Annotated in this window: 22 protein-coding genes; 19 read left to right on the plus strand and 3 right to left on the minus strand. The window is 60.1% G+C overall.

All coding sequences use genetic code 11. The annotated features are described in order from the left end of the window. Positions 1 to 76 precede the first annotated feature (76 nt). Complete coding sequence (locus tag ACSEXW_RS09180) at positions 77 to 1306, plus strand: MFS transporter (RefSeq protein ID WP_438445828.1); 1230 nt, start codon at positions 77 to 79, stop codon at positions 1304 to 1306. 54 nt (positions 1307 to 1360) lie between these two features. On the opposite strand, the gene ACSEXW_RS09185 is transcribed toward ACSEXW_RS09180, so the two are convergent. After that, positions 1361 to 1966: a TetR/AcrR family transcriptional regulator gene (locus ACSEXW_RS09185; protein WP_438445829.1), complete on the minus strand. Its 606-nt coding sequence runs from the start codon at positions 1964 to 1966 to the stop codon at positions 1361 to 1363. A 227-nt stretch (positions 1967 to 2193) separates the two neighbouring features. On the opposite strand from ACSEXW_RS09185, the gene ACSEXW_RS09190 reads away from it, so the two are divergent. The 5 genes from ACSEXW_RS09190 to ACSEXW_RS09210 all read left to right on the plus strand — a co-directional run bounded on the left by ACSEXW_RS09190 (position 2194) and on the right by ACSEXW_RS09210 (position 7511). Then, positions 2194 to 3669 carry a DHA2 family efflux MFS transporter permease subunit gene (locus ACSEXW_RS09190; protein ID WP_438445830.1) on the plus strand — a complete coding sequence of 492 codons (1476 nt, stop codon included), beginning with the start codon at positions 2194 to 2196 and terminating at the stop codon, positions 3667 to 3669. A 170-nt stretch (positions 3670 to 3839) separates the two neighbouring features. Continuing rightward, positions 3840 to 4106 (plus strand): hypothetical protein, encoded by a 267-nt coding sequence (locus ACSEXW_RS09195; RefSeq protein ID WP_438445831.1) that lies wholly within the window; start codon positions 3840 to 3842, stop codon positions 4104 to 4106. A gap of 28 nt (positions 4107 to 4134) precedes the next feature. Next, positions 4135 to 4614, plus strand: a complete 480-nt coding sequence (locus ACSEXW_RS09200; protein WP_438445832.1) for a hypothetical protein — start codon at positions 4135 to 4137, stop codon at positions 4612 to 4614. Between the two features lie 47 nt (positions 4615 to 4661). Continuing rightward, positions 4662 to 6143, plus strand: coding sequence for a DEAD/DEAH box helicase (locus tag ACSEXW_RS09205; protein ID WP_438445833.1), 1482 nt, complete (start codon positions 4662 to 4664; stop codon positions 6141 to 6143). Positions 6144 to 6260: 117 nt separating this feature from the next. Next, positions 6261 to 7511 carry a hypothetical protein gene (locus ACSEXW_RS09210; protein ID WP_438445834.1) on the plus strand — a complete coding sequence of 417 codons (1251 nt, stop codon included), beginning with the start codon at positions 6261 to 6263 and terminating at the stop codon, positions 7509 to 7511. A 55-nt stretch (positions 7512 to 7566) separates the two neighbouring features. Here ACSEXW_RS09210 and ACSEXW_RS09215 read toward each other — a convergent pair whose 3' ends face one another. Continuing rightward, positions 7567 to 8337 carry a sugar phosphate isomerase/epimerase family protein gene (locus ACSEXW_RS09215; protein WP_438445835.1) on the minus strand — a complete coding sequence of 257 codons (771 nt, stop codon included), beginning with the start codon at positions 8335 to 8337 and terminating at the stop codon, positions 7567 to 7569. 166 nt (positions 8338 to 8503) lie between these two features. On the opposite strand from ACSEXW_RS09215, the gene ACSEXW_RS09220 reads away from it, so the two are divergent. The 7 genes from ACSEXW_RS09220 (at position 8504) to ACSEXW_RS09250 (ending at position 13741) form a co-directional block, all read left to right on the plus strand. Further along, a complete protein-coding gene (locus tag ACSEXW_RS09220; protein WP_438445872.1) occupies positions 8504 to 8779 on the plus strand; it encodes a YqkE family protein in 276 nt (91 codons plus the stop codon). Positions 8780 to 8872: 93 nt separating this feature from the next. Beyond that, a complete protein-coding gene (locus ACSEXW_RS09225; protein WP_438445836.1) occupies positions 8873 to 9277 on the plus strand; it encodes an NUDIX hydrolase in 405 nt (134 codons plus the stop codon). Positions 9278 to 9388: 111 nt separating this feature from the next. Next, a complete protein-coding gene (locus ACSEXW_RS09230; RefSeq protein ID WP_438445837.1) occupies positions 9389 to 10276 on the plus strand; it encodes a hypothetical protein in 888 nt (295 codons plus the stop codon). 38 nt (positions 10277 to 10314) lie between these two features. Beyond that, positions 10315 to 10653, plus strand: coding sequence for a phasin family protein (locus ACSEXW_RS09235; RefSeq protein WP_438445838.1), 339 nt, complete (start codon positions 10315 to 10317; stop codon positions 10651 to 10653). 14 nt (positions 10654 to 10667) lie between these two features. After that, complete coding sequence (locus ACSEXW_RS09240; RefSeq protein ID WP_438445839.1) at positions 10668 to 12338, plus strand: ABC1 kinase family protein; 1671 nt, start codon at positions 10668 to 10670, stop codon at positions 12336 to 12338. Between the two features lie 175 nt (positions 12339 to 12513). Beyond that, entirely contained in the window at positions 12514 to 13344 is an 831-nt protein-coding gene (locus tag ACSEXW_RS09245) for a tyrosine-protein phosphatase (protein WP_438445840.1), read from the plus strand. Then, on the plus strand, positions 13331 to 13741 hold the full coding sequence (locus tag ACSEXW_RS09250; protein ID WP_438445841.1) for a GNAT family N-acetyltransferase: 411 nt from the start codon (positions 13331 to 13333) through the stop codon (positions 13739 to 13741). Before ACSEXW_RS09245 ends, ACSEXW_RS09250 begins: the two co-directional genes overlap by 14 nt. Positions 13742 to 13786: 45 nt before the next feature. On the opposite strand, the gene ACSEXW_RS09255 is transcribed toward ACSEXW_RS09250, so the two are convergent. Next, positions 13787 to 14212 carry a universal stress protein gene (locus ACSEXW_RS09255; protein WP_438445842.1) on the minus strand — a complete coding sequence of 142 codons (426 nt, stop codon included), beginning with the start codon at positions 14210 to 14212 and terminating at the stop codon, positions 13787 to 13789. Between the two features lie 157 nt (positions 14213 to 14369). On the opposite strand from ACSEXW_RS09255, the gene ACSEXW_RS09260 reads away from it, so the two are divergent. The 6 genes from ACSEXW_RS09260 (at position 14370) to ACSEXW_RS09285 (ending at position 21859) form a co-directional block, all read left to right on the plus strand. Beyond that, positions 14370 to 15698 carry a PASTA domain-containing protein gene (locus ACSEXW_RS09260; protein ID WP_438445843.1) on the plus strand — a complete coding sequence of 443 codons (1329 nt, stop codon included), beginning with the start codon at positions 14370 to 14372 and terminating at the stop codon, positions 15696 to 15698. Positions 15699 to 15789: 91 nt separating this feature from the next. Beyond that, positions 15790 to 16248: a GNAT family N-acetyltransferase gene (locus ACSEXW_RS09265; protein ID WP_438445844.1), complete on the plus strand. Its 459-nt coding sequence runs from the start codon at positions 15790 to 15792 to the stop codon at positions 16246 to 16248. A 172-nt stretch (positions 16249 to 16420) separates the two neighbouring features. Then, positions 16421 to 17755, plus strand: coding sequence for a DUF2252 domain-containing protein (locus ACSEXW_RS09270; RefSeq protein ID WP_438445845.1), 1335 nt, complete (start codon positions 16421 to 16423; stop codon positions 17753 to 17755). 14 nt (positions 17756 to 17769) lie between these two features. Continuing rightward, positions 17770 to 18546 carry a sporulation protein gene (locus ACSEXW_RS09275; RefSeq protein ID WP_438445846.1) on the plus strand — a complete coding sequence of 259 codons (777 nt, stop codon included), beginning with the start codon at positions 17770 to 17772 and terminating at the stop codon, positions 18544 to 18546. Positions 18547 to 18980: 434 nt separating this feature from the next. Further along, positions 18981 to 20495 (plus strand): ethanolamine ammonia-lyase reactivating factor EutA, encoded by a 1515-nt coding sequence (locus ACSEXW_RS09280; RefSeq protein WP_438445847.1) that lies wholly within the window; start codon positions 18981 to 18983, stop codon positions 20493 to 20495. Then, positions 20492 to 21859, plus strand: coding sequence for an ethanolamine ammonia-lyase subunit EutB (locus tag ACSEXW_RS09285; protein WP_438445848.1), 1368 nt, complete (start codon positions 20492 to 20494; stop codon positions 21857 to 21859). Before ACSEXW_RS09280 ends, ACSEXW_RS09285 begins: the two co-directional genes overlap by 4 nt. The last annotated feature ends 2 nt before the right edge of the window (positions 21860 to 21861 follow it).

The following is a 21861-nucleotide window of genomic DNA, read 5'->3' on the forward strand; positions in this document are numbered from 1 at the left end:
GCGCAGCCGTTGGAAACATGAGATTCTAACCTTGAATGCCACCATGATCGAGAAGATGGAGAGTAGGAGACTGTACATGGAAGGTTCTTCAGTACAAGCGTTGGGACTTCGGATGAGCCGGCGGGCTTGGGTGAATTTTCGCTGGGATTTTTTGGCCGCCGTGACGTTCAGCTTATTTAATGTCGTATTCAATCAGTTTTATATGCCGATCGCCATCCGGAACGGAGCATCGGATCTGCAGGTCGGGCTCTTAAGCGCCGCACCCGCCATCGGGCTGTTGTTCTCTCCCTTATGGGCGGGGATGGCCGAGCAAGGAAGGGCGAAGAACTACGTTGTGGTTCCGAACGTGATCGGAAGGCTATTGATCATCATACCGGCTCTGTTCACCTCGCCGTGGGTGTTCGTGGGCATCGCCCTCTTGTTCCATATGCTGATGGGAATCCAAGCGCCGGCCTATGCCACGCTCATGACACAGATCTACCCCGCGGATATCCGGGGAAGACTGATGGGTTACGTCCGGGTGGCCATGGGGCTGCTCATGATTCCGATGGCCTACGGGGTCGGGCGGTGGATCGACGTGTCGGGAAGCGGACTCCCCCTGATGGCGGCGTCCATAACGGGTACCATATCCATCTGCTTGTTCTACAGACTGCAGGATGAGCGGAAGCCGAATGCAGGCCTGCCGGGCCGCAAGAGGCCCACTCTCCCGGAGCAGCTCCGTGCCGCCAAGGAAAACCGTCCTCTGCTGCTGTTTCTTGCAGCGACAACCCTGTCAGGCTTCGGCAATATGCTGGCGAATCCGCTCTACAACATCATCCAGGTCGATCACCTGGAGCTGTCCAACAGCAGCATCGGCTTCGTCCGGGTCGCATACTTCTCCATGCTGCTGGTAGCTTATCTCCTGATGGGCTGGGTCATCGACCGGTATTCGCCCAAGTGGGTCATGATGGTCTGCATGCTTTGCCATACCACGGCACCTCTTCTGTACGGCCTATTCGGAACGTACCCTGCCGTGCTGACCGCAAGCGGTCTCCAAGGCTTGGCCGACGCCAGCTGGGACCTGGGCTGTATGGCGTACGTCTTCAAGCTGGCTCCCGGACGGGAAGGGCTGGTCTTCGGTCTGCACCTGATGCTATTCGGTATCCGGGGCAGCATCGGACCGCTGCTGGGAACGGGATTGAACGGCGTGGTGCCGATCAGCCACATCCTGATCGCGGCCTCGCTCTGCGCCATTGCCGGCTTCGTCATTCTGATGATGACCCGGGAGAGGCCTACGGCACTCCCGGCCGAAGGGTTCTCCGCTTAACCGGACGAACTCATCCATATACGCAAGAAAGGGCTGGACCGCCGGAGAGGCGGTTCAGCCCTTTTGCTGTCGGAAGAGGGGATTCAGGAAGACGCTGCGCACATTCTGGAGATAGGCCTCGGTCGTATAGCCCCGGACTCGCCGCAGGAACAGGTACAAATCCGGATCCAGGAGGGACAGGAGGGAGTCGGCGGCGAATACCGTGTCCAGATCGGACGGGCACTCGCCCCGGTCCACGGCCTCCTGGAGCAGATGGCGGATCCGGCTGTGTCCGGATTCGTAGATCGGGGACCGGTAGTAGGTGGACCCCCCATCGGGACAGGTGGAGGTCTGAACGGCGCCGAGCCACTGAGACTTCTCCTCGATGAACCCGACGATCAGCGTCACGAGACCGTCCAGCTTGTCCCGAACGGAGATAGTGGGTTCGCCGGCCATCATATCCTGGATGTCCTGCTCCAGCTGACGGGAGCTCTCCCGGATCATATCCAGACACAGATCGGCCTTGTTCGAGTAATTGCGGTACAAGGTGCCTTGGCCGATTCCGCTGGTTTTGGCGATCTGGTGCATGCTGACGCTGTCCGCGCCATATTCTGTAAAAAGGTGCTGAGCCGTTTGCAGGATGAGCCGGCGGTGCTCCGCCGCGTCTTTGCGCATGGGCATATGGAATCCTCCGGAAAGAATCGTTAAGAATGGATGGTTCGCATTGACTTCCGGACAATTGTCCGGTATGATCTCCAGTATTCGGACAATTGTCCGGTTAGATTAGATAAAGAAAGGCGGAAGCTCCGCCCGATTGTCCTTATTGTAACGGCTGCGTTATAGAAGGTCAATGGAGGCTAAGGAAGCATTCCGACCGTTTTGTGACAAAGGATGGGAGGAACTGAACAATGTCAACACCCGCAGCAACCGCTGGAAACGAGGACTTCTCGATCCGGCAAATTCTTGCGCCCCTCGCCGCCATCATCATCGGGCTGTTCATGGTCATCCTGGACGGTACGGCCATGAATGTGGCCATTCCGGGCTTCGTCAAGGAGTTCGAGAGCACCTTGTCCGTGGTCCAATGGACGGTCACCGGGTACGCGCTGGCTCAAGCCGCCGTCATTCCCTTGGCCGGTTGGCTCTCCGACCGCTTCGGCGCCAAGAATATCTTCCTGCTGTCCGTCGCCCTCTTTACCGTCGGGTCTCTCTTGTGCGCCCTGGCCGGCTCCATCGAACAGCTGATCATCTACCGGGTGCTTCAGGGGCTGGGCGGAGGAATGCTGGCTCCGATCGCCATGGCCTTCACATACCGGCTGAGTCCGCCCAGCAAGGTCGGCGCCGTTATGGGTATGATGGGCATCCCGATCCTCCTGGCTCCCGCCGCAGGCCCGGTTCTAGCCGGCTGGCTGGTGGACTATTACAGCTGGGTCTGGATCTTCATCATTAACATTCCCGTGGGGATCATCGGGCTCATCATCGGCTTCCGGACCCTGCCTAAGATCGAACGCCAATCCGTTGCCGCCTTGGATTTCCTGGGTATGATTCTCGGACCGTTAGCCTTCGCTGCTCTGTCCTTCGGCGTTAGCGAAGGGGGCACCAGCTGGACGTCCTCGAAGACGATCGGAGGCATCTCCATCGGCGCCGTCGCTCTGATTCTCTTCATCCTTGCCGAGCTTCGGCACAAACAGCCGCTCTTGGAGCTTCGGGTTTTCGGCTCCGGCAACTTTACGCGCGGCATCATCGTTCAGTGGATCTCCCAGATCGCCTTGTTCGGCACCTTGTTCCTGGTTCCGCTGTTCCTGCAGCAGGCGAAGGGCTATACCGCCTTCGATACGGGTCTGGCCATGCTGCCCCAGGCCTTCGCCGCCGCTCTCGCCATGCCTATCGGAGGCAAGCTGTTCGACAAGATCGGGGCAAGACCGCTGGTACTGTCGGGCATGGGCTTGGTGACCCTGGCCGCCTTCCTGCTGTCCCGGGTGGAAGCGACCGACGGCACGGCCGTGCTGATCGCGCCTCTCGCCTTGCTCGGTGCGGGCATGGGCTTATCCATGATGCCGCTCAACACCTACCTGATCCAATCCGCTCCGCAGAACCTGGTAGGGCGCGTCACCTCGCTGACCAATGCGGCGCAGCAGGTCATGACGTCCTTCGCCGTGGCCGGTCTCGCAACGATTCTGACCGCTTATATGAAGTCCTTCATGCAGGCCGGCAAAGGCGACATGATGGCGGCCTGGTCTCACTCCTTCGGCAACACCTTCCTGATCCTGTGCTTCGTTGCGGCCTTCGGCGGCGTGATGGCTCTGCTCTTGACTCCCATCAAGCTCCAGCCCGGTGAGGCGGGAGCCGAGAAGAAGGCGGAAGCCAGCATGATGATCGGCCATTAATGAACGTCCATGACTTCGTGTTCCAGCTTGATCCGGCAGGGCTGCCCGGACGGTCTTCCGACCGTTTGGCAGCCCTTGGTTGCTTTTTGCGGGCGGTCAGGGTATTGTAAGGACTGGAGCAATATACCGGCCCCTGGGCCTATAGCCCGACGGATACAGGAGTGAATCGGATGGAAATCAAGATCTTGAACGCCAACATGACCTATAACAAGGAAGACGGCTATGTGGGCAAGGTCGAATTTGAAGTGTCGGGACATAAGCAGCCGTACGAGATCGCGCTGCACAGCAAGCATAACCGGGACTGGAGCTACGGGCTGTTCTTCTCGCAGGAGTCCGGGGACGAAGAGCAGATCCTGGCCGTTGAGGACTGGCTGGAGGAGGACGACGACGCGTTCGACCTTCTGGTGAAGGCGGCGCGGGACACCTTGAAGGTGTAACCGAATCGAGATTGCGGGGGAGAGGCGAATGCACCAGACGGAGCAGGCTTATTTGGAGAAATTGTTCCCGAACGGGCGGGAGCTGCCGGGGAAGCGGCTGATCCCGTGTCTGCTATTGCAAGATAGACGGACGGAGGTTCTCTTCCTGTACAAGGCCGGACCGGAGGAAGCGCATCAGCTGAGGCCGGAGCATGACGCCGAGATAAGCTCCTCGGATATCGTCGTGTTCGCCGCCGACCGGGAGGGGGACGGCCATGCGGATCTGCAGATCGCCATGGAGCTCCGTTACCCCGACTTCTTGATGCGCTTCACCGGCGCGGTGCAGGATGCCGAAGGCCATAAGCAGGCGGCGGTAGCCAAGGCGCTGCTGCTCGTCAAACGGGTGGCGCTGTTCGTTGCTACGGAGCAGTTTGAATTCGTCGCCTTCAAGGCATTCGACTGGAATCCCGCCTCCCAGCCGGTCCTCGAGAATATTCTCCGGGGCGCGGCGCAGGAAGGGGCAAGCTAAGGAAGAGCTGGACGTAACACCTATATAAGAAGAAAAGGAACGTGTACATGAGCGGCCAACCTGCATTCACATCATTAGGCATACGCGAGAGGTTCGTCCACCGTCTGAAGGAATTCGGCGTTGCGGAGCCCACCCCTATCCAAGAAGCGGCCATACCGGTTCTGCTGGAGGGGAAGGACGTCATTGCCCAGGCACAGACCGGTACGGGCAAGACCCTGGCGTTCACCCTGCCGATTCTAGAGAAGTTCGACCCGGAAGCTCCGGTCATCCAGGCGCTGATCATCACGCCCACCCGCGAGCTCGCCATTCAGATTACCGCCGAGATGCGGAAGCTGGCACCCCTGGTCGGGGCACATATTCTGCCCGTTTATGGCGGACAGGACGTGGAGGCCCAGACCCGCAAGCTGAAGGGCCGTCCGTCCGTCGTTGTCTGTACGCCGGGCCGTCTGCTCGATCATGTGCGTCGGGGAACGGTGGCTTTGGACCGCGTCAAGATGCTGGTCCTGGACGAAGCGGACCAGATGCTGCACATGGGCTTCCTGGCCGAAGTGGAAGGCATTATCCGGATGCTGCCGAAGGCCAGGCAGACCATGCTCTTCTCGGCCACCATGCCGGACCCGATTAAGAATCTGGCAAAAGGCTACATGAATGCCCCGCAGGATATCCGGATTCAAGGCCGGAAGGTGACGCTGGACGAGATCAAGCAGTTCGTGGTGGAGACGACGGACCGGGCCAAGCAGGCCACGCTCTTCCGGATGCTGGATCTCTACAAGCCTTACCTGGCGGTGATCTTCTGCCGGACCAAGATCCGGGCGAAGAAGCTGACGGAAGCCATGCTGGACCGGGGCTATAACGTGGACGAGCTTCACGGGGACTTAAGCCAAGGCAAGCGCGAGCAGGTTATGGAGCGCTTCCGCAAGGCGGAGCTTCAATACCTGGTGGCGACGGATGTGGCCGCCCGCGGTTTGGACATCGAGGGGATGACCCACGTCTTCAACTACGACATTCCGCTGGATGCGGAATCCTATATCCACCGGATCGGCCGGACCGGACGGGCCAAGCAGACCGGCACCGCCGTAACGCTGGTGGCGGCCAAGGACCGCTCCTACCTGCTGAAGATCGAGCAGGGCATCCATGCCACGCTGAAGCGGCGGAGCATGGAGGAGTTCGATATATCCTCGGCTGTAGGCCGCGAGGATTATGATCCGCTCGAGGAGCGGAAGGCTCCGCGCACGGGCGGCGGCGCAAGCGGCGGCACCAAGCCGGGCCGCAGCTACGGAGCGGCTGCCGGCAAGGGCGGCTACCGCCGGACCGACGGGAAACCGGGCGGCGGCGCAAGCGGCGGTCCCCGTGGAGCCGGCTCCCGCTCCGGCGGTGGCCGCGGGCAAGAGGGCGGCCGATCCGCCCAAGGCCCCCGCGGCGGCAGCTCCGGAGGCCGTCCCGGCGGGAATGCCCGCTCCGGCTTCGGAGCGAAGCCGTCCGGCGGCGCCCGCGGCAAGCCGCAGGGCGCTCCCCGTGGGAAGCGCTAAGAACGAGCGGCAATGATAGGACCCTTGACCGGTAAGCGGTCAAGGGTCTTTTTGATATGGATAAAACTGGGTCCATGAGGCATACTAGGATGGATTCCAAGGGGGGAGGGACGATCGGTGGGAACAACACATCAAGCTCCCCGTTATCCGAAAGCAGCCATGTCTGTCTTCACTCTGAACATTATGCAGATCCAGAATCCATTCGTCGTCATGTGGTGGTCCGCCGCCATTCCCGGGTTCGGCCATCTGATGCTCGGCAAGTATATCCAAGGCTTCATTCTGGTAATCTGGGAGCTCTACACCAATTATCATTCGCATCTGAATGAGAGCATTTTCTACTCCATGGTAGGGGACTTCAGCCGGGCGCGGGACCAGCTCAATACCGATTGGCTGCTTCTGTACGTGGCTGTCTACGTGTTCACCATCTGGGACTCCTGCCGCAGAGCGATCATGCTGAATCAAGTGAACATGCTGGCCGAATTCGAACATGCCCGCGTTCCCATCATGAAGATGAATACCGTCGGCATCCATGTCCTGAACCGGTATCGAGCCGGAGTGGCCACCTTGACCTCCCTGCTGATGCCGGGTCTCGGTCAAATTTATCTGCAGCGGATGATGACCGGCGGATTTATCCTGGTGACCTGGGTTATCGCCTGTTCCCAATCCCGGTTCCTGACCGCTATTCATCATACCTGCGTCGGACAGTTCGCGCTGGCCTCCGGAACGCTGGATGTCCAGTGGGGGCTGTTTCTACCGTCCTTGTACGTGTATGCCATGTACGACGCTTACCATACCTGCAATGCCGTGAACAACTTGCTTGCCTATGAGCAGAGGGCCTATCTGACGGATCGCTACCACAAGGAAAGAGGGGAGGGAGGGTTCTTGGACTCGTTGGGCGGATCGGGGATCGGCTACGCCGCCGCGACTTACCGGCACAGCTTGGAGGTAGAAGTGGTCCTGATTCAGCTGGAGCAGGCCGGCTTCAGTCGGGAAGCTCTTCTGGTCTTGCCTCTAGCGCCTCCCCATGAGAAAAAAAGGCTGATCCACGGCTACTTCTACCTGGAGGAAAGAATCATGAATCTGGCGTTTCCCTTAGGGACCGTGTTCATGCTGCTGGGTGTCATCTATGGCTTCGTCCTGCCCCTGGGGCCGGTGCTGTGGGGACTATTCGGCCTGCTATTGGGCTTCGGACTAGGGCTCTTGCTGGGCTATATGACCCGCCATGCAGGGATTCCCTACAAGAAGCTGGAGCCGGAGGTGGTGATCGTCGCCCAAGGGGAACGGGAGCTTCTGAAGACGGCAATGGAGATTTTCGGCCGGTATACCCCTATCCGAGCGTTCCACCATCAAGGTCCGGGCCAGCTCTAACCCAAAAAAGCTCCCGCCGCTAACTAGGCGGGCGGAAGCGATGGAGAAAGCGGCATCAGTCTAACAGGCCTCTGGCCTTGAAGTATTCCAAGGAAATGCGCGCGCTGTCCAGCGGAGAGCCTTGGAATTGCTCCTGCTCCACGATGTAATAACGGATGCCGGCTTGCTCCGCGATCCCGAATACGCTCTCGAAATCTACAACACCGCGTCCAATCTCGGTATCGCTGGTGCTCTCGCCGAAGTCCTTGATGTGGGCAAGCGGGACGCGGCCCGCATAGCGGGAGATATATTCGGCGGGCTTGCATCCACCCTTGTGCACCCAGCCCAGATCGAACTCCGCGAACATAAGCTCCGCGGGAATCCGCTCCAGCATATGGTCCATGATGGCTTTGCCGTTCACCTGCTTGAATTCGAAGGCGTGGTTATGATAACCGTACTTCAATCCGGCTTCCCGTACCATCCGGGCCGCCCGCTCCAGGAAGGCGATGACATGATCCAGCTCCTCTTGGGTCGGAACCTCGGAGAAGGGGGAAGAGGGAGTTACGAGGTACTCCAGACCCAGCTCTTGGGCATATTCGATCTGCTGGGCCAACGCAGTCTCCATCTTGGTCAGATCGGAGAAGTCCAGACCTACGTGGGAGGAGGGCGCTTTCAATCCGCAGTCCGCCACGAACGCCCGAAGCTCCCGAGCCGGGACTCCGAAGTATCCGGCGAATTCCACGGCTTCATACCCCATATCAGCCACCTTGCGGATCGTGCCCAGAAAATCGGTTTTCGTCAATTCCCGAAGGGTATAGAGCTGAATGCCCACATGTGCTTTTGTCATCCTATCCACCGTCCGTTTCGGCTTGAAGCCGTTTATGCGAATCCTCCTCCAGTATAGTCAAGGGGATTGGAAAAGCCTAGCGCCGGAATTGTGCTGTTTGTATGGGATTTTGGCATGGCGGCGTCCCGGCCGTTGTTGGTATAATAGGGGGACAGAGGTGATAGTGATGTCGAAGAAGAAGATGAACCAAGGACGGCGGCCAGCTGCGTCCCAAGCCGAATCCGCGGATAAACCGGCCACGCTGAAGGATCTCCTGAATGCGGACATCGTTTCGAAGCTGAAGTCCCAGGCCGAGGAGATGCGTGCGGAGGAGGCCCGCCAGAAGGCGGACCAGCGCAAGCGGGAAGAAGAGGCAAGGAAGGCCGAGCAGAAGCGGCTGGAGAGCAGCTTCGAATATCTGCTCAACAACAGCAGCATGGATTGGCGCAAGCATAAATCCTAAGCATGGCGGACCGGTTGCTGGTCCGTTTTTGTTCCTTACGGAACGGTCCTCCGAGGCCGGCCGGAAAACTACATGGAGAAGGAGCATACAGTCATGACGGGATCAATTGACAAAATCGCATGGATCCGAATCGAGAACGGACGGGTTCTGAGCGCACGCTCGAAGGGAAAGGAATTGTTCTATTTCCCCGGCGGGAAGAGGGACCCGGGGGAGACGGACACGGATACGCTCCTCCGTGAAATTCAAGAAGAGCTGTCGGTGCGCGTCCAGCCGGACACGGTCCGGCACTTCGGCACCTTCGAAGCTCAAGCCGACGGGAAGCCGGCCGGCGTAATGGTTAAGATGACCTGCTACACCGGGGATTACGAGGGTGAGCTCTTGGCTGCCTCGGAGATTGACGAGCTGGCTTGGCTCTCTTACGGGGAACGGGAACGGACCTCCGTAGTCACTCGGATCATAATGGAGAAGCTGCATGAGCTTGGACTGCTGATGGAGTAGAATTGTTCATCTTCCGTACATTGACAATTTCTGGGGTGGATGATAATTTAACAGTGTTCAAAATAATGAACTTTGTTAAAAGACGGATTCATTTCATGGAGGCGGGTACGGATGAAGCCTTGGAAAGGCACGCGGATCTTGGTTCTGCTTGTAGCGTTGATGGCGGTCATAGCGGCGGCAACGGGCATCTTCAGCGAGGGGGGCGGCGGCGAGCGGGTCTTCACGACGGTAAGAGGAGAATCGGTAACCCTCTACGGGGAAGGACTGTACCGCTATGATTCCAAGGCGGTGGCCGCCCAAGGCATCGCCCAGGATTGGGTTACGCTGGTGCTGGCGGTTCCTCTGCTGCTGCTGTCCCTACTCTGGGAATCAAGAGGCTCCCTGAAAGGCCGGCTGCTGCTGACGGGAACCTTGGGTTACTTCGTATACGCATATGCATCCTATGCATTATTGTCCATGTATAATCCGATCTTCCTGCTCTACGTGGCGCTGTGCTCGGCCAGCTTCTTCGCCTTCATCGGCTCCTGGGTGCCCTTCGACAGCAAGCTGCTGCAGCGTTCGATTCGTCCGGGGCTGCCGGTTAAGCGCATCGCGGGATTTCTATATGTTGTCGGCGGCGCGTTGGGGCTGATGTGGCTGGGCCGGATTCTGCCCTCGCTGCGGGACGGGTCGGTCCCAATCGGGTTGGAGCATTACACGACACTGGTCATCCAAGTGCTGGACTTGGCTTTTGTCGTGCCCGCCCTCTTCTTGGGAGGGACCCTGCTGATCCGCCGGGAGCCCTCCGGCTACATGCTGGCAACCATCCTGCTGATCAAGGGATTATCCATGGCGACCGCCTGCACGGCGATGATCATCGGGCAAGAACGTGCCGGTGAAACGGTGTCCCTTGCGGAGAAAATCGTGTTTCCCAGCATCAACCTGGTGCTGATCTATATGCTCGTGCTCTTATTCCTTCATATCCGGGAACATAAAGTTGACCTTTCTTGGCAATCCTAACCACCGACTATACCACTAGACGGAGGTTGGCCACTAGCATGAACGAGCTGTTGCGTAAAGCGTTGTCCCTCGGCTTGGGGGTTACGATGGCGGGCAAGGACAAGATCGAAGCCTTCGTAGACGATATGGTAAAAAAAGGAGAGCTGGCGCCCTCCGACTCCAAGGAGTGGATCTCCAGCCTGCTGGAACGGGGCGAGCGGGAACGGGATGAGCTGAAGCGCCTGGTACAAGAGCAGCTCCAGAAGCGGTTGGCCGATCTGAACGTGGCCACCAAGGACGATATTACCCGGCTGGAGCAGCGCTTGGATCGTCTGGAGGCTCCTGCAGTGCCCGAGCAGGGGATCGATCCGCTGGAGACGCCTCCTATCGAGCCCTAAGGGGGGCGTGAGGGATGGCCGGGAGAAGGATCCGACATCTGCAGCGGTACCGGGACATTGCATTGGCATTAACCAGGCACGGCTTCGGTTACGTGGTGGCGGAGATGGATATTTTCCAGCTGCTGTCCATACCGGAGCGCAGGCGTTGGGAGAACGGCAGGAGCGAACGCAAGACGGTGGGCGCCCGGATCCGCGAGGTTCTGCAGCAGTTAGGTCCCACCTTCATCAAGCTGGGCCAGATCGCCAGCACCCGGCCGGATCTACTGCCCGAATCCATCCGCACGGAGCTGGAGAAGCTGCAGGACCAGGTCCAGCCCTTCGGCTTCGAGGATGTGCGCAGCATTATCCGCTCGGAGACCAAGCGGGAGCCGGAGGAGATCTTCGCCGAGCTGGCCGAGGAGCCGGTGGCTGCGGCTTCCATCGGACAGGTGCACATCGGACTCCTGCATAGCGGGGAGAAGGTGGCTGTCAAGATCCAGCGTCCGGCCATCCGTTCGGTCATCCGGACGGATCTGGAAATCTTGGGGAACATGGCGGTTCTGGCAGAAGCCCGCTTCCGCTGGGCCAAGCGGTACCAGCTCAGCAAGATGGTGGAGGAATTCGGGCATTCCCTGACCAACGAGCTGAGCTACATCATGGAGGCCCAGAACGCGGACCGATTCCGGGCCATGTTCCGGCATGAGCGCCGGATCAAGATCCCGAAGGTATACGCGGAATTCAGCAGCCGCAAGATGCTCACCATGGAATTCATTGACGGGCCGAACCTGAATCAGCTGGAGCTGCTGGAGGCCGGCGGCATCGACCGCCCCCGATTGGCCTCCCGGCTCCTCCAAGCCGTGCTGCATCAGATCTTCATCGAAGGCTTCTTCCATGCGGATCCCCATCCGGGTAATATCAAGATCCTGCCGGGCGAGGTCATTGCCTTCCTGGATTTCGGCATGGTGGGCCGGCTCTCCCCGGAAATGAAGCAGCACTTCTCCAGTCTGATCATCGCCCTGATGCGGCAGAGCTCCTCCGGTGTCATCCAAGCCATCCTAAGAATGGGTCTGGTCACGGAAGAGGTGGAGATGGAGGAGCTCCGGAGGGATGTGGACAAGCTTCGGGACAAGTATATGGGCGTCTCCTTCAGCCAGATCAGCCTGGGGGAGTCGGTGAACGATCTGCTCCAGGTGGCTTACCGCCATCAGATCCGGATTCCGCCGGACTTGATCATGCTGGGCAAAACGTTGGTGACCATCGAAGGGGTGGTCGGTCACCTGGACCCGGACATCAGCATCATCCGCATTGCCGAGCCCTTCGGGCGCAAGCTCCTGATCGAACGGTTCCATCCGAGAAGCCTGCTGGGCAAGCTGAAGGAGGAATGGGCGGAATACGGAGATTCCCTGCTTCATCTGCCGAAGCACGCCATGGAGCTGATGGCCTTCATCCGCAAGGGGAGGCTCGAGATCAGCATACCGGAGATCGACAAGTTCCTGCGCAAGCTGGACCGGATCAGCAACCGGCTGTCCTTCAGCATCGTGCTGCTGGCCTTCAGCATCATCATGTGCGGTCTGATCGTCGGTTCTTCGCTTAATCGGCAGGCGAGCAGCCTCTGGCATCTGCCCGTGCTGGAGACCGGTTCGCTCATTGCCGTGTTTATGGTGGGGTGGCTGATCTATTCCATCTTGAAATCGGGCCGTTTCTAGGACTCTGCCGCCCGGCAGGGTCCTTTTCGTTTTATGTCGGAGCTGGTTCAAGATATCAACGAATAAGACGGGGGCTGACACGACTTCATTCATGCCCGGAATCCGGTTCAGGTGGTATAATGGTTCTGACTTCATCATACGCATAGCGGAAAGTTTGAAGAGAGGGGTGCCGCTGATGTCATTGGGATCGATACCTGCAGCCTCCTATTCGGCCGGGCCGCAGTGGAGCAATTTCCGCGACGCGGCGGTTCCCGCCGCTCGTGGGGGGTGCCGGATGCAATCCGGCATTCTGTTCCGTTCCGGCGAGCTCTCGTCCCTTAAGGGAAAAGACTTGGCCCGGCTGGAGGAAACCGGGATCCGCCTCATCATCGACCTACGGACGCCGAATGAACGGAGGAAGAAGGGGATCCGGTTTCTTCCTGGACGGGAGATTAAGGTGGTCAGCATTCCATTCTGTCCGTACGGCAAGGACTACACGCCAGGTGAGATGGTTCGGCTCCTGCTTCGCGGCAAGGATGAACAGGGCGGCGTATGCTTCATGGAGGACTTCTACCGGGGGATCGGCTTCGACAGCCCGGACCAGGTCCGCCAGGTCATGGAGCTGCTGGCGGAGGAGTCTAATGTTCCGGCGCTGGTCCATTGTACGGGAGGCAAGGACAGGACCGGGTTCATCACCGCCATCCTCCAGCTGCTCCTCGGATTACCGCGGCCGGTGGTGTTGGAGCACTATATGCTCTCCAACGGCTTGATTGCATCCCGGATGCGGAGGATCGAGCGAATGGCCCGATGGCTGAGCCTGTTCCGGCTGACCGGACGGCAGCTGCGGCCGATCCTGGAGGTGCGGCGGGAATACCTGGACGGGGTGCTCGATGAGCTCCTGGCACGTTACGGCTCCGCGGAAGGCTATCTGACGGAGTACTGCGGGGTTCATCCGGAGACGGTGGAGAAGCTCCGGAGGAATCTGTCAGCAGAAGGAAAGGGGGAGGGCACGAATGCATCAGGATGAGCTGGAGATCAGCACCGATCGGGGCCGGCTGGATCTGGAGGCGGTTTTCGGATTCTTATCCCGCAGCTATTGGGCGAGCGAACGGTCCTACAAAACCATGCTGCGCTCCATCGAGCATTCCATGATCTTCGGGGTATACGACCGCGAGAAGCAGGTCGCATTCGCGCGGGTGGTTACGGACGGGGCTACGATGTATTACCTGTGTGACGTCTATGTCGATGAGGAGTACCGCGGCCGGGGCATCGGCAAGCGGCTGGTTCAAGCCATCGTCACGAGTCCGGAGCTTCAGGGCCTGAACGGACTGTTGGGAACGAAGGATGCCCACGGCTTGTATGAGAGCTACGGGTTCGTCAGGGATCCGGAGCGGCTGATGAGACGCAGGCCGCTTCAGGACTAGGCTGTTTCAGCAAGAGGGCCCCGGCGGATACCGGAGCCCTCTTCCTTATTTTACGACTAAGACCGGCACCTTGGCGTGCTGGACGATATTGTGGCTGACGCTGCCCAGCACCAGCTCCCGGATGCCGCTAAGCCCGCGGCTTCCCACGATGATGAGATCCGCTTGGATGGCCTCGGCGTACTCCAGCGTGACCTCAGCCGGCCGGCCGTACTTGAGAAGTCCCGTTACATTTGGCAGGCTGGCGGCCAGCGTCTGGGCTTGCTCCAGCACCTGCTCGGCCTTGCGGTACGTGTCCGCCTCCAGCTGGGGCGGAGCGGAGATGAAGGATTCGCCGACGATTAGAGCCGGCAATTGAAAGACGTGGAGGATGTGCAGTGCAGCTCCGTTGTCCTCGGCCATCTGCATGGCTTGTCGGAGCGCCTTTTGGGAATGGTTGGAGCCGTCGAACGCGACTAACAGCTTCTTGAACATGGTTCATCCCTCCGTTAGAAGTGATCGTCCTCACCCTGATCTTACCATGTAAACGCATTCAACGCTGTGACAAATGTTTACAGGCCGATGGAAGAAAGTCGGAAAACACGTCCGCCGACCGAATATAGTAATAGAAACAGGGAAGGAGTGGTAACCGATGGAGCTGTTTGACAACCGGTACCGGTTGGAACAGGCATGGAGGCGTACGGACGGCGGATGGCTCGCCCTGGCCCATGACCATAAATTAAACCGCAGCGTCATCCTATGGCGCCAAGCGGATACGGATACTCATCCGAAGGAAGAAATTCTGCGGAGGCTGGGCCAAGCCTCCCGGCACGGCGACCGCCGGTATGTGCCGGTCCTAGACGTATCGGTGGGGGGGAACGGGCTGTATGCCGTCCTGGTGCGGGATCAAGGCCGGTTTCTGACGGAGGCTCTGCCGATGCTTCATTGGACCGGCCAGGAAATTCTGGAGCAGCTGCTGGAGCTATGTCCGGCGATTCGGGAAGCTCGGAGGGAGCGGCTGCAGGATTTTGCCGTGACGGCGGGCAATCTGTGGCTGGATCGGGACGGTCGACTGCGCCTCATCAACATCTGGTCCGAGGGGTCCTCGGACCATCGGGACGTGAAGGGCTTATCGACACTCTTGTACCAGCTGTGCAGCGGCTCCGAGGAGCCGCCTGCCTCCCTGTCGCGGATGTACCAATCCGTGAAAGCTGCCATGTCCGGACTGCCGGGTGGCACTGCGGAGGAAGCGGCCGATTGGGCCGGCTCGGCCCTGCTGCCTTCCTGCACCCTGCGGGATTATGAAGGAGGGATCCGCCGGCTGCTTGAGACCGTGGAGCCAACTCCCGCGCCTTCAAGCGTCCCGACGAAGCGAAGCCGTCCATTCCCTGGGGAGCCGACGGAGGGTACGCTGCAATCGCATTCCTCACCTAAGCGGCAGCCGGTCCGTCCAACGGCTTCTCCTTCCGATAGAATGGGGGAAGATACCAACCGGGGATGGTCCATGGGCCCATGGATCCGTTTCTCGCTCATCGGCTTCGGAATAGGATTGTGCGGAATAGCGCTCTTCTGGTGGATGATCCGGCTGCCGGACGGGGAGGCGGACGGCGGCGTGAAGGCGAATACCGCTGCGTCGGCCCCAGCCGCAGTCTCCACGCCGGTCGGTTCAACGGTACCGGCCGCCTCGCAGCAGCCGAAGGGGACGTCTCATCCGTCGCCATCGCCATCACCCGGATCCTCCTCCAGCCCGGCGAAGCCGTCGACAGCACCGGCGGTTACGGAGAGCACCGTACCGGACTTGACCCAGAAGACGCTGGAGGAGGCCTCCCAGCTGGCACTGAAGGCGGGACTTCGATATTCGTACCAGCTGGAGGTCCATGAGACCGAGAAGGGCCGTGTCTTCAAGCAGGATCTGGCTCCCGGAACTCCCGTATCCAAGGGGGACCGGATCGTTTTCTGGGTGAGCAAAGGCAAGGGATAACGGTGGAAAAAGCAGGAACTTACCATCGCATGTCGAATTCGATCCCTGAGAAGAGAGAAGCGATAAGCGATCCATAGGAGGAAGAATAACCATGTCAGATGCTGTCGTGATTCATCAAGCTACGATTGACGATCTGGGGGATGCTGCGGTATTGTTCGACGAATACCGTGTGTTTTACAGCCAAGAGCCGGATCTGGAAGGGGCTCGCCGGTTTTTGTTCGAACGGTTCGAGCATGGGGAGTCGGTGATTTTTCTGGCACGGGATTCGAAGAGCGGTGAGGCAGTGGGCTTAGCCCAGCTGTACCCGTCCTTCTCGTCGGTGTCCATGAAGCGGCTCTGGATTCTGAACGATCTCTATATCCACGCGGAGCACCGGAACCGGAACATCGGGAGGCTGCTGCTGGAGAGGGCGAAGGCCTTCGCCGCCGCCACGAAGTCCAAGGGTATAGAGATCGCCACTCAGACCACCAATCTCAAAGCCCAGCGGGTATATGAAGCCCACGGCTACCAGAAGGACGACGAGTTCATCCACTACTTCATGCTGGTCTGATGGCCGTGCCGCACTTCTGAATGCTGCCTTGAACGGTCGGTGTTGGACCCTTGTCCGGTTGGGCAGGGGTTTCTTTGGGTATGGAACCGATATGGAAAATGAAACGCCTGGCGGAGACCATGCGTATTATCCGGCATACGCCCCGCGTTATCGCAGCAAAAGGAGGACCACCATGTACGAATCGATGATCGAACGGGTGAAGCATACGCAGGTGCGGCTTCGCCAGCAATCCTTAGCGGCCGTATTCGACGAATTCGATGCCGGCATCATGAAGCTTGACCCGGACAGCCGGAGGTTGAAATATGCCAAGATGGCGTCCCATCCATTCAGCTTCTATCGGGGAAGCGCCTATCTGTTCTATCTGGACGTGACGAGAGAATGGTTCCCGTACCACACGCCTGCAGACCGGCCCACTTGGATTCAGGGCGATCTCCATTTCGAGAACTTCGGCGCCTTCCGCAGCGAGCGGGGAGAGATCGTGTATGACGTGAATGATTTCGACGAAGGGTACTTGGGCTCATATCTCTACGATCTCCTGCGCATGGCTGTCAGCATTGATCTGGTCTGCAAAATCAAAGGCCTGGATCCGGAGGACCGCCAGCAGGCCATCGAGACGTATCTGGACAGCTACTATCACCAGATACGCCGCTTCTCGAAGGGGAAGGAGGATCCGCGCAGCCTCGTCTTCGACGAGAGCCGGACCCACGGGCCTGTGCGCAGGCTGATCCGGAAGCTCCAGAAGCGCAGCGGCCATAAGTTCCTGGAGACCATCACGGACGCGGAGGGAAACAAGCGCTCCTTCGTCTGGTCGGAGGAGCTGCAGCCTGCAGGCCAAGAGGACAAAGGACTCCTGCTGGGGGCATGGCATGATTATGTTGCCAGCCTGGAGGAGGAGGACCGCCAGGCACCGGAGTATTACCGGGTGAAGGACATTGCTCTGAAGCACGGTTCCGGGACGGCTTCCATCGGTCTGGACCGGTACTACATTCTGATCGAAGGGGGCCGGGCTGCCGAGGGTATCGACGATCCGGTGCTGGAGGCCAAGGAGGTCCGCGTGCCGGTTCCGGCCTATTTTATGCCGTACAACGAGAGCTTCTGGGAGCACTTCCTCCATCAGGGCAAGCGGGTGGTCTCGACCCAGCGGGCGATGCACCACGAAGCGGATCCGTTCCTGGGGTACCTGACGGTAGGAGACCGGCACTTCTATGTCCGGGAGCGGTCCCCCTATAAGAAAAAGCTGAAGCTGGAGAACGTGGAGGACCGGGAGGAGTTGTCGGATGTGCTGGAGGTGATGGGGCGAATCACAGCCAAGATGCATGCGCGGGCCGATGCGGACGTGGAGAAGGGCATTCTCCCTTACCACAGCGAGAAGGAAATCGAGAAGGCTATGGGCGACAGCTGCGGAGACTTCTGCCGGACCCTATCCGATTGGGCCTTGTCCTATTCGCACCAGGTCGAGGAGGATTACCGGCTGTTCAAGGATTGGGTTCAACACCATCATGCTTAAGGAGGAGAAGGAATATGTCGTTTTTCAACCGGATGTTGGCTAGTATCGGAATCGGGGGGGCTAAGGTGGATACCCGTCTGGAGGATTCGCGGTATCAGCCCGGGGATGAAGTGCGGGGAGCCGTGTATGTCCGCGGGGGTGGGATCGCTCAGGAGATCGAAGGCATCTACCTGCACCTCTTGACCACTTATATCAGAGAAAGGGACGACCGCAAAGTCACGTATACGGAGGCGATTGCCAAATTCCGCGTCACCGGTGCGCTCCGGCTGCAGCCGAACGAGGAGCTGGAGATTCCCTTCGCCTTCACGCTTCCCGATTATACGCCATCCACCTTCGACCGGGTCCGGGTCTGGATCAAGACCGGACTGGACATCGCCAACACTGTGGATCCGGGCGATGAGGATTACATCGAGGTCCTGCCTCATCCCCATGCAGGCATGGTTCTGGAGGCTATCGAAAGTCTGGGCTTCCGCATCCGCAAGGTAGAGAACGAATATGCTCCCCGCTATGGAAGAGGCGTTCCGTTCATTCAGGAGTTCGAGTTCGTACCCGGGGGCCCCTATTACGGGCATCTGGATGAGCTGGAGGCAACCTTCTTCCCGGATGCCGGCGGAGTGGAGGTGCTGCTGGAGGTAGACCGCAGGGCACGAGGCTTCATGGGCTTCCTCGAGGAGGCGCTGGATGCCGACGAGCGCATGCATCTGGTCCGCTTCACGAGGAGCGAGCTGGAGCAGGGCGCAGGCTATGTGGCCGCGCGACTGGAGGAGGTCATCCGCCACTCGGCGAGATAGGATGGGGAAGGATTTCAGTCATGAGGAGTAAGGAATGAGGAGGGTCAGCCAAGGCTGACGCAGCAGTTTGGCTTATGTAGACCTTGATCCGGGGTTAGACCCGGTTCGAGGTCTTTTTTGTCGGGGAAACGCATAGTAGATGTCATGATATGTGACGTGTCACGTGGATTGAAGTAGAAATAAATGAAATTAGGTTAGATATATTGACAAATACATTCCATCGATCTACGATACATTCAACGGGAAACGGAACATGAACGTTCGAGACCGGAAAGGGGAGGGAATATGGTTTGGACGGCGCTGATGCCTCCGGGGGGCCCTAACATCCAGATGATAGGACAGGAAACGGACAAAGGCGCTCGTCCCGGATGAGAATGGGGATGGAGCGCTTTTTGGCCTTGAACGCAGCAGGATGAAGGGAGGAGGCCGATCGAATGGATCCGGTCCGCACGATCCGGAGTCTGGGCATCGACATCGGCACCAGCACGACCAAGGTCGTGGTGAGCCAGTTGTCTCTGGCAGATCGGGGACTCCCCGGCGGCCTGCCCCGGCAGGACATCGTGGAGCGTACCCTGCTCTACACAGGAGAAGCCCATGAGACTCCGCTTGCTCCCGACGGAGGCATCGATGGCCGGAGGGTTCTTGCACTTGTCGAGGCCGAGCTTCAACTGGCTGGGCTGGAGCCGGGCGCAGCGGAGACGGGAGCCGTGATCGTCACGGGCGAATCCTCCGCCGCAGCCAATGCCGAGACCGTGGTGAGGAGATTGGCCGACTGGGCCGGGGATTTCGTGGCGGCTCAGGCGGGCAGCGACTTGGAGGCTCATCTGGCGGGCCTGGGCGCAGGCAGTGATCTCAGGTCCAGGGAGCTGGGAGGCACCGTGGTGAACGTTGACATCGGAGGAGGGACCGCCAATGCGGCCGCCTTCCATCAAGGGGCGGCAGTATGGAGAGCCCATTATCACATCGGCGGGCGGCTCGTGAGGCTGGACCGGAATGGCCGAATCGGGTACGTATCGGCTCGGATTCGAAGCTGGATGGAAGGGCGGGGCATCCGGTTGCAGGAAGGACGCCTCGCGCAGATGGAGGAGCTCCGGGAGCTTTGCCGGGCCATGGCCGGGGAGCTGCTCCACGGTCTATGGGACGGCGCTTCATCTGACCTACCGGGTCCGGCCGGCCTTCGGTATGGCGCCGTCCCCTCCGTCTCCGCCGAAGGCCGGACGCCCGACGAGCTCACGGTTACCGGCGGGATCGGCCAGCTCATGGCGGATCCTTCCTGCGCCCCGGCTACGGTGGAGGAGACGGCGGTCTACGGCGATATAGGGCCGCTTCTGGCAGCAGAGCTGCGGGAAGCGATCCGCCTACGAAGAATCCCCTGCCGTACCGCCGCCCATCCGGGCCGAGCCACAGTAATCGGCGCAGGAGGCTACAGCGTGGTGTTGAGCGGCTCCACGATTACCGCCCCGCCGGAGCTGCTGCCGGTCCGGCATGTACCGGTGCATGCGGGGGGCATCGGGGCGGTGGAGCTGCGCCGGAGGCTCGGCGAGGCCGTGGAGCTCTACGGCTCCGACCGGGAGCCGCCCTTCGCGCTGGCGGTACCGGCTGCGCCGGAGCTTCTGACCTACGCCGGGATCCGGGCCTGGGCGGCTGCCTTCTCGGAGTCCTGGCTGCTTCTCTTGCCGGCCGCCCGTACCCCGGTGCTGATCTGCGAGGCCGATGTCGGAAGAGCTCTGGGGCAGGCGATCCGGCTGGCCTCCGGCGGAAGGCTGTATCCCTTGTGCATCGACCAGGTCGGAGCGGAGCCCGGTTGCTATGTGGACATCGGCCGGCCGCTGTATGGAGATTCCGTCCCCGTATCGGTGAAGACGCTCGTCTTCCTTCCGCCGCCGCCGGATTCGCTTGCGAAGCGGACACCCTTAGAATTCCTGCCCGAGGAGGACTCAGACCCATGAAGCTTCATACGACCCTAAACGGCATGACCCAGCACTTCGCCTCGCTCCGGGAGGTGTTCGCCAAGGCCAACGAAGAGAAGTCCGGGGACCGGCTGGCGGGCATCGCTGCTAGGGACGCCAGGGAAAGGATGCTGGCCAAGTGGGTGCTGGCAGAGCTGCGGCTGGAGGAGCTGCGCGAGCATCCGCTTCTCCCGCCGGAGGAGGATGAGGTGTCCCGGATCATAGAAGCGGGTGTGAATGAAGAGGTCTACCGGAGCATCCGGGGCTGGACGGTGGGGGAACTGCGGGAGAGGCTCTTGGCGGCCGAGCCTGACGAAGTGATGCGGATCGGTCGCGGTATGACCAGCGAGATGGCGGCGGCCGCCGCCAAGCTCATGTCCAATCTGGATCTCATTACCGCTGCAGCCAAGTGCAGGGTGGAGACCCGTTGCAACACGGCACTCGGCGCGAAGGGGAGGCTGGCGAGCCGGGCTCAGCCCAACCATCCCACGGATTCGCCTGAAGGCATGAAGGCCTCGTTGTACGAGGCACTGAGCTACGGCATCGGAGACGCCGTGGTGGGGGTGAATCCTGTGATCGACACCGTCGAGAACATCAAGAGGCTGTTCCAGGAGACCAAGGAGGTGCTGGACCGGCAACGCATTCCGACCCAGAACAGCGTCTTGGCCCACATTACCACTCAGATGGAGGCCGTCCGTCAAGGGGCTCCGGCAGATCTGTTCTTCCAGAGCTTGGCGGGCACGGAGGCGGGCAACCGATCCTTCGGGGTCCGGGCCGCTCTCTTGGAGGAGGCGGACGCCCAGATTCGCGAGATGGGGACGGGAATCGGTCCGAACCGATGGTACTTCGAGACGGGGCAAGGCTCCGAGCTGTCGGCGGAGGCTCATCACGGCATCGACCAGGTTACCCTGGAGGCACGCTGCTATGGGCTGGCGAAGCGGTTCCGCCCGTTCCTGGTCAATACGGTGGTCGGATTCATCGGACCGGAGTACTTGTTCGACAGCAAGCAGGTGCTGCGGGCCGGACTGGAGGACCACTTCATGGGGAAAATCCAGGGGCTCCCTATGGGGGTTGACGTCTGCTATACCAACCACATGGCGGCAGACCAGAACGATATGGATAATTTGGCGGTTCTGCTCGCTTCCGCCGGGGTCAGCTTCCTGATCGGCGTGCCCCTGGCGGATGACTGCATGCTGAATTACCAGTCCTTGGGTTATCACGACATTGCCACCGTCCGGGAGCTTCTGCAGCTGCGACCGCTGCCCGATTTCGAACGGTGGCTCGAGAGCCGGGGTCTGATGGAGCAGGGCAGACTGACCACGGCGGCCGGAAATCCGGCCTATTTCCTTCAAGGAGGCGGATGAAT

Source organism: Oryzibacillus soli, from assembly GCF_051594765.1.
Lineage (GTDB): Bacteria > Bacillota > Bacilli > Paenibacillales > NBRC-103111 > Paenibacillus_AR.

Coding starts and splice junctions, on each gene's coding strand:
- ACSEXW_RS09180 (WP_438445828.1), top strand. CDS start 77: ATGGAAGGTTCTTCAGTACAAGCGTTGGGACTTCGGATGAGCCGGCGG.
- ACSEXW_RS09185 (WP_438445829.1), bottom strand. CDS start 1,966: ATGCCCATGCGCAAAGACGCGGCGGAGCACCGCCGGCTCATCCTGCAA.
- ACSEXW_RS09190 (WP_438445830.1), top strand. CDS start 2,194: ATGTCAACACCCGCAGCAACCGCTGGAAACGAGGACTTCTCGATCCGG.
- ACSEXW_RS09195 (WP_438445831.1), top strand. CDS start 3,840: ATGGAAATCAAGATCTTGAACGCCAACATGACCTATAACAAGGAAGAC.
- ACSEXW_RS09200 (WP_438445832.1), top strand. CDS start 4,135: ATGCACCAGACGGAGCAGGCTTATTTGGAGAAATTGTTCCCGAACGGG.
- ACSEXW_RS09205 (WP_438445833.1), top strand. CDS start 4,662: ATGAGCGGCCAACCTGCATTCACATCATTAGGCATACGCGAGAGGTTC.
- ACSEXW_RS09215 (WP_438445835.1), bottom strand. CDS start 8,337: ATGACAAAAGCACATGTGGGCATTCAGCTCTATACCCTTCGGGAATTG.
- ACSEXW_RS09220 (WP_438445872.1), top strand. CDS start 8,504: ATGTCGAAGAAGAAGATGAACCAAGGACGGCGGCCAGCTGCGTCCCAA.
- ACSEXW_RS09225 (WP_438445836.1), top strand. CDS start 8,873: ATGACGGGATCAATTGACAAAATCGCATGGATCCGAATCGAGAACGGA.
- ACSEXW_RS09230 (WP_438445837.1), top strand. CDS start 9,389: ATGAAGCCTTGGAAAGGCACGCGGATCTTGGTTCTGCTTGTAGCGTTG.
- ACSEXW_RS09235 (WP_438445838.1), top strand. CDS start 10,315: ATGAACGAGCTGTTGCGTAAAGCGTTGTCCCTCGGCTTGGGGGTTACG.
- ACSEXW_RS09240 (WP_438445839.1), top strand. CDS start 10,668: ATGGCCGGGAGAAGGATCCGACATCTGCAGCGGTACCGGGACATTGCA.
- ACSEXW_RS09245 (WP_438445840.1), top strand. CDS start 12,514: ATGTCATTGGGATCGATACCTGCAGCCTCCTATTCGGCCGGGCCGCAG.
- ACSEXW_RS09250 (WP_438445841.1), top strand. CDS start 13,331: ATGCATCAGGATGAGCTGGAGATCAGCACCGATCGGGGCCGGCTGGAT.
- ACSEXW_RS09255 (WP_438445842.1), bottom strand. CDS start 14,212: ATGTTCAAGAAGCTGTTAGTCGCGTTCGACGGCTCCAACCATTCCCAA.
- ACSEXW_RS09260 (WP_438445843.1), top strand. CDS start 14,370: ATGGAGCTGTTTGACAACCGGTACCGGTTGGAACAGGCATGGAGGCGT.
- ACSEXW_RS09265 (WP_438445844.1), top strand. CDS start 15,790: ATGTCAGATGCTGTCGTGATTCATCAAGCTACGATTGACGATCTGGGG.
- ACSEXW_RS09270 (WP_438445845.1), top strand. CDS start 16,421: ATGTACGAATCGATGATCGAACGGGTGAAGCATACGCAGGTGCGGCTT.
- ACSEXW_RS09275 (WP_438445846.1), top strand. CDS start 17,770: ATGTCGTTTTTCAACCGGATGTTGGCTAGTATCGGAATCGGGGGGGCT.
- ACSEXW_RS09280 (WP_438445847.1), top strand. CDS start 18,981: ATGGATCCGGTCCGCACGATCCGGAGTCTGGGCATCGACATCGGCACC.
- ACSEXW_RS09285 (WP_438445848.1), top strand. CDS start 20,492: ATGAAGCTTCATACGACCCTAAACGGCATGACCCAGCACTTCGCCTCG.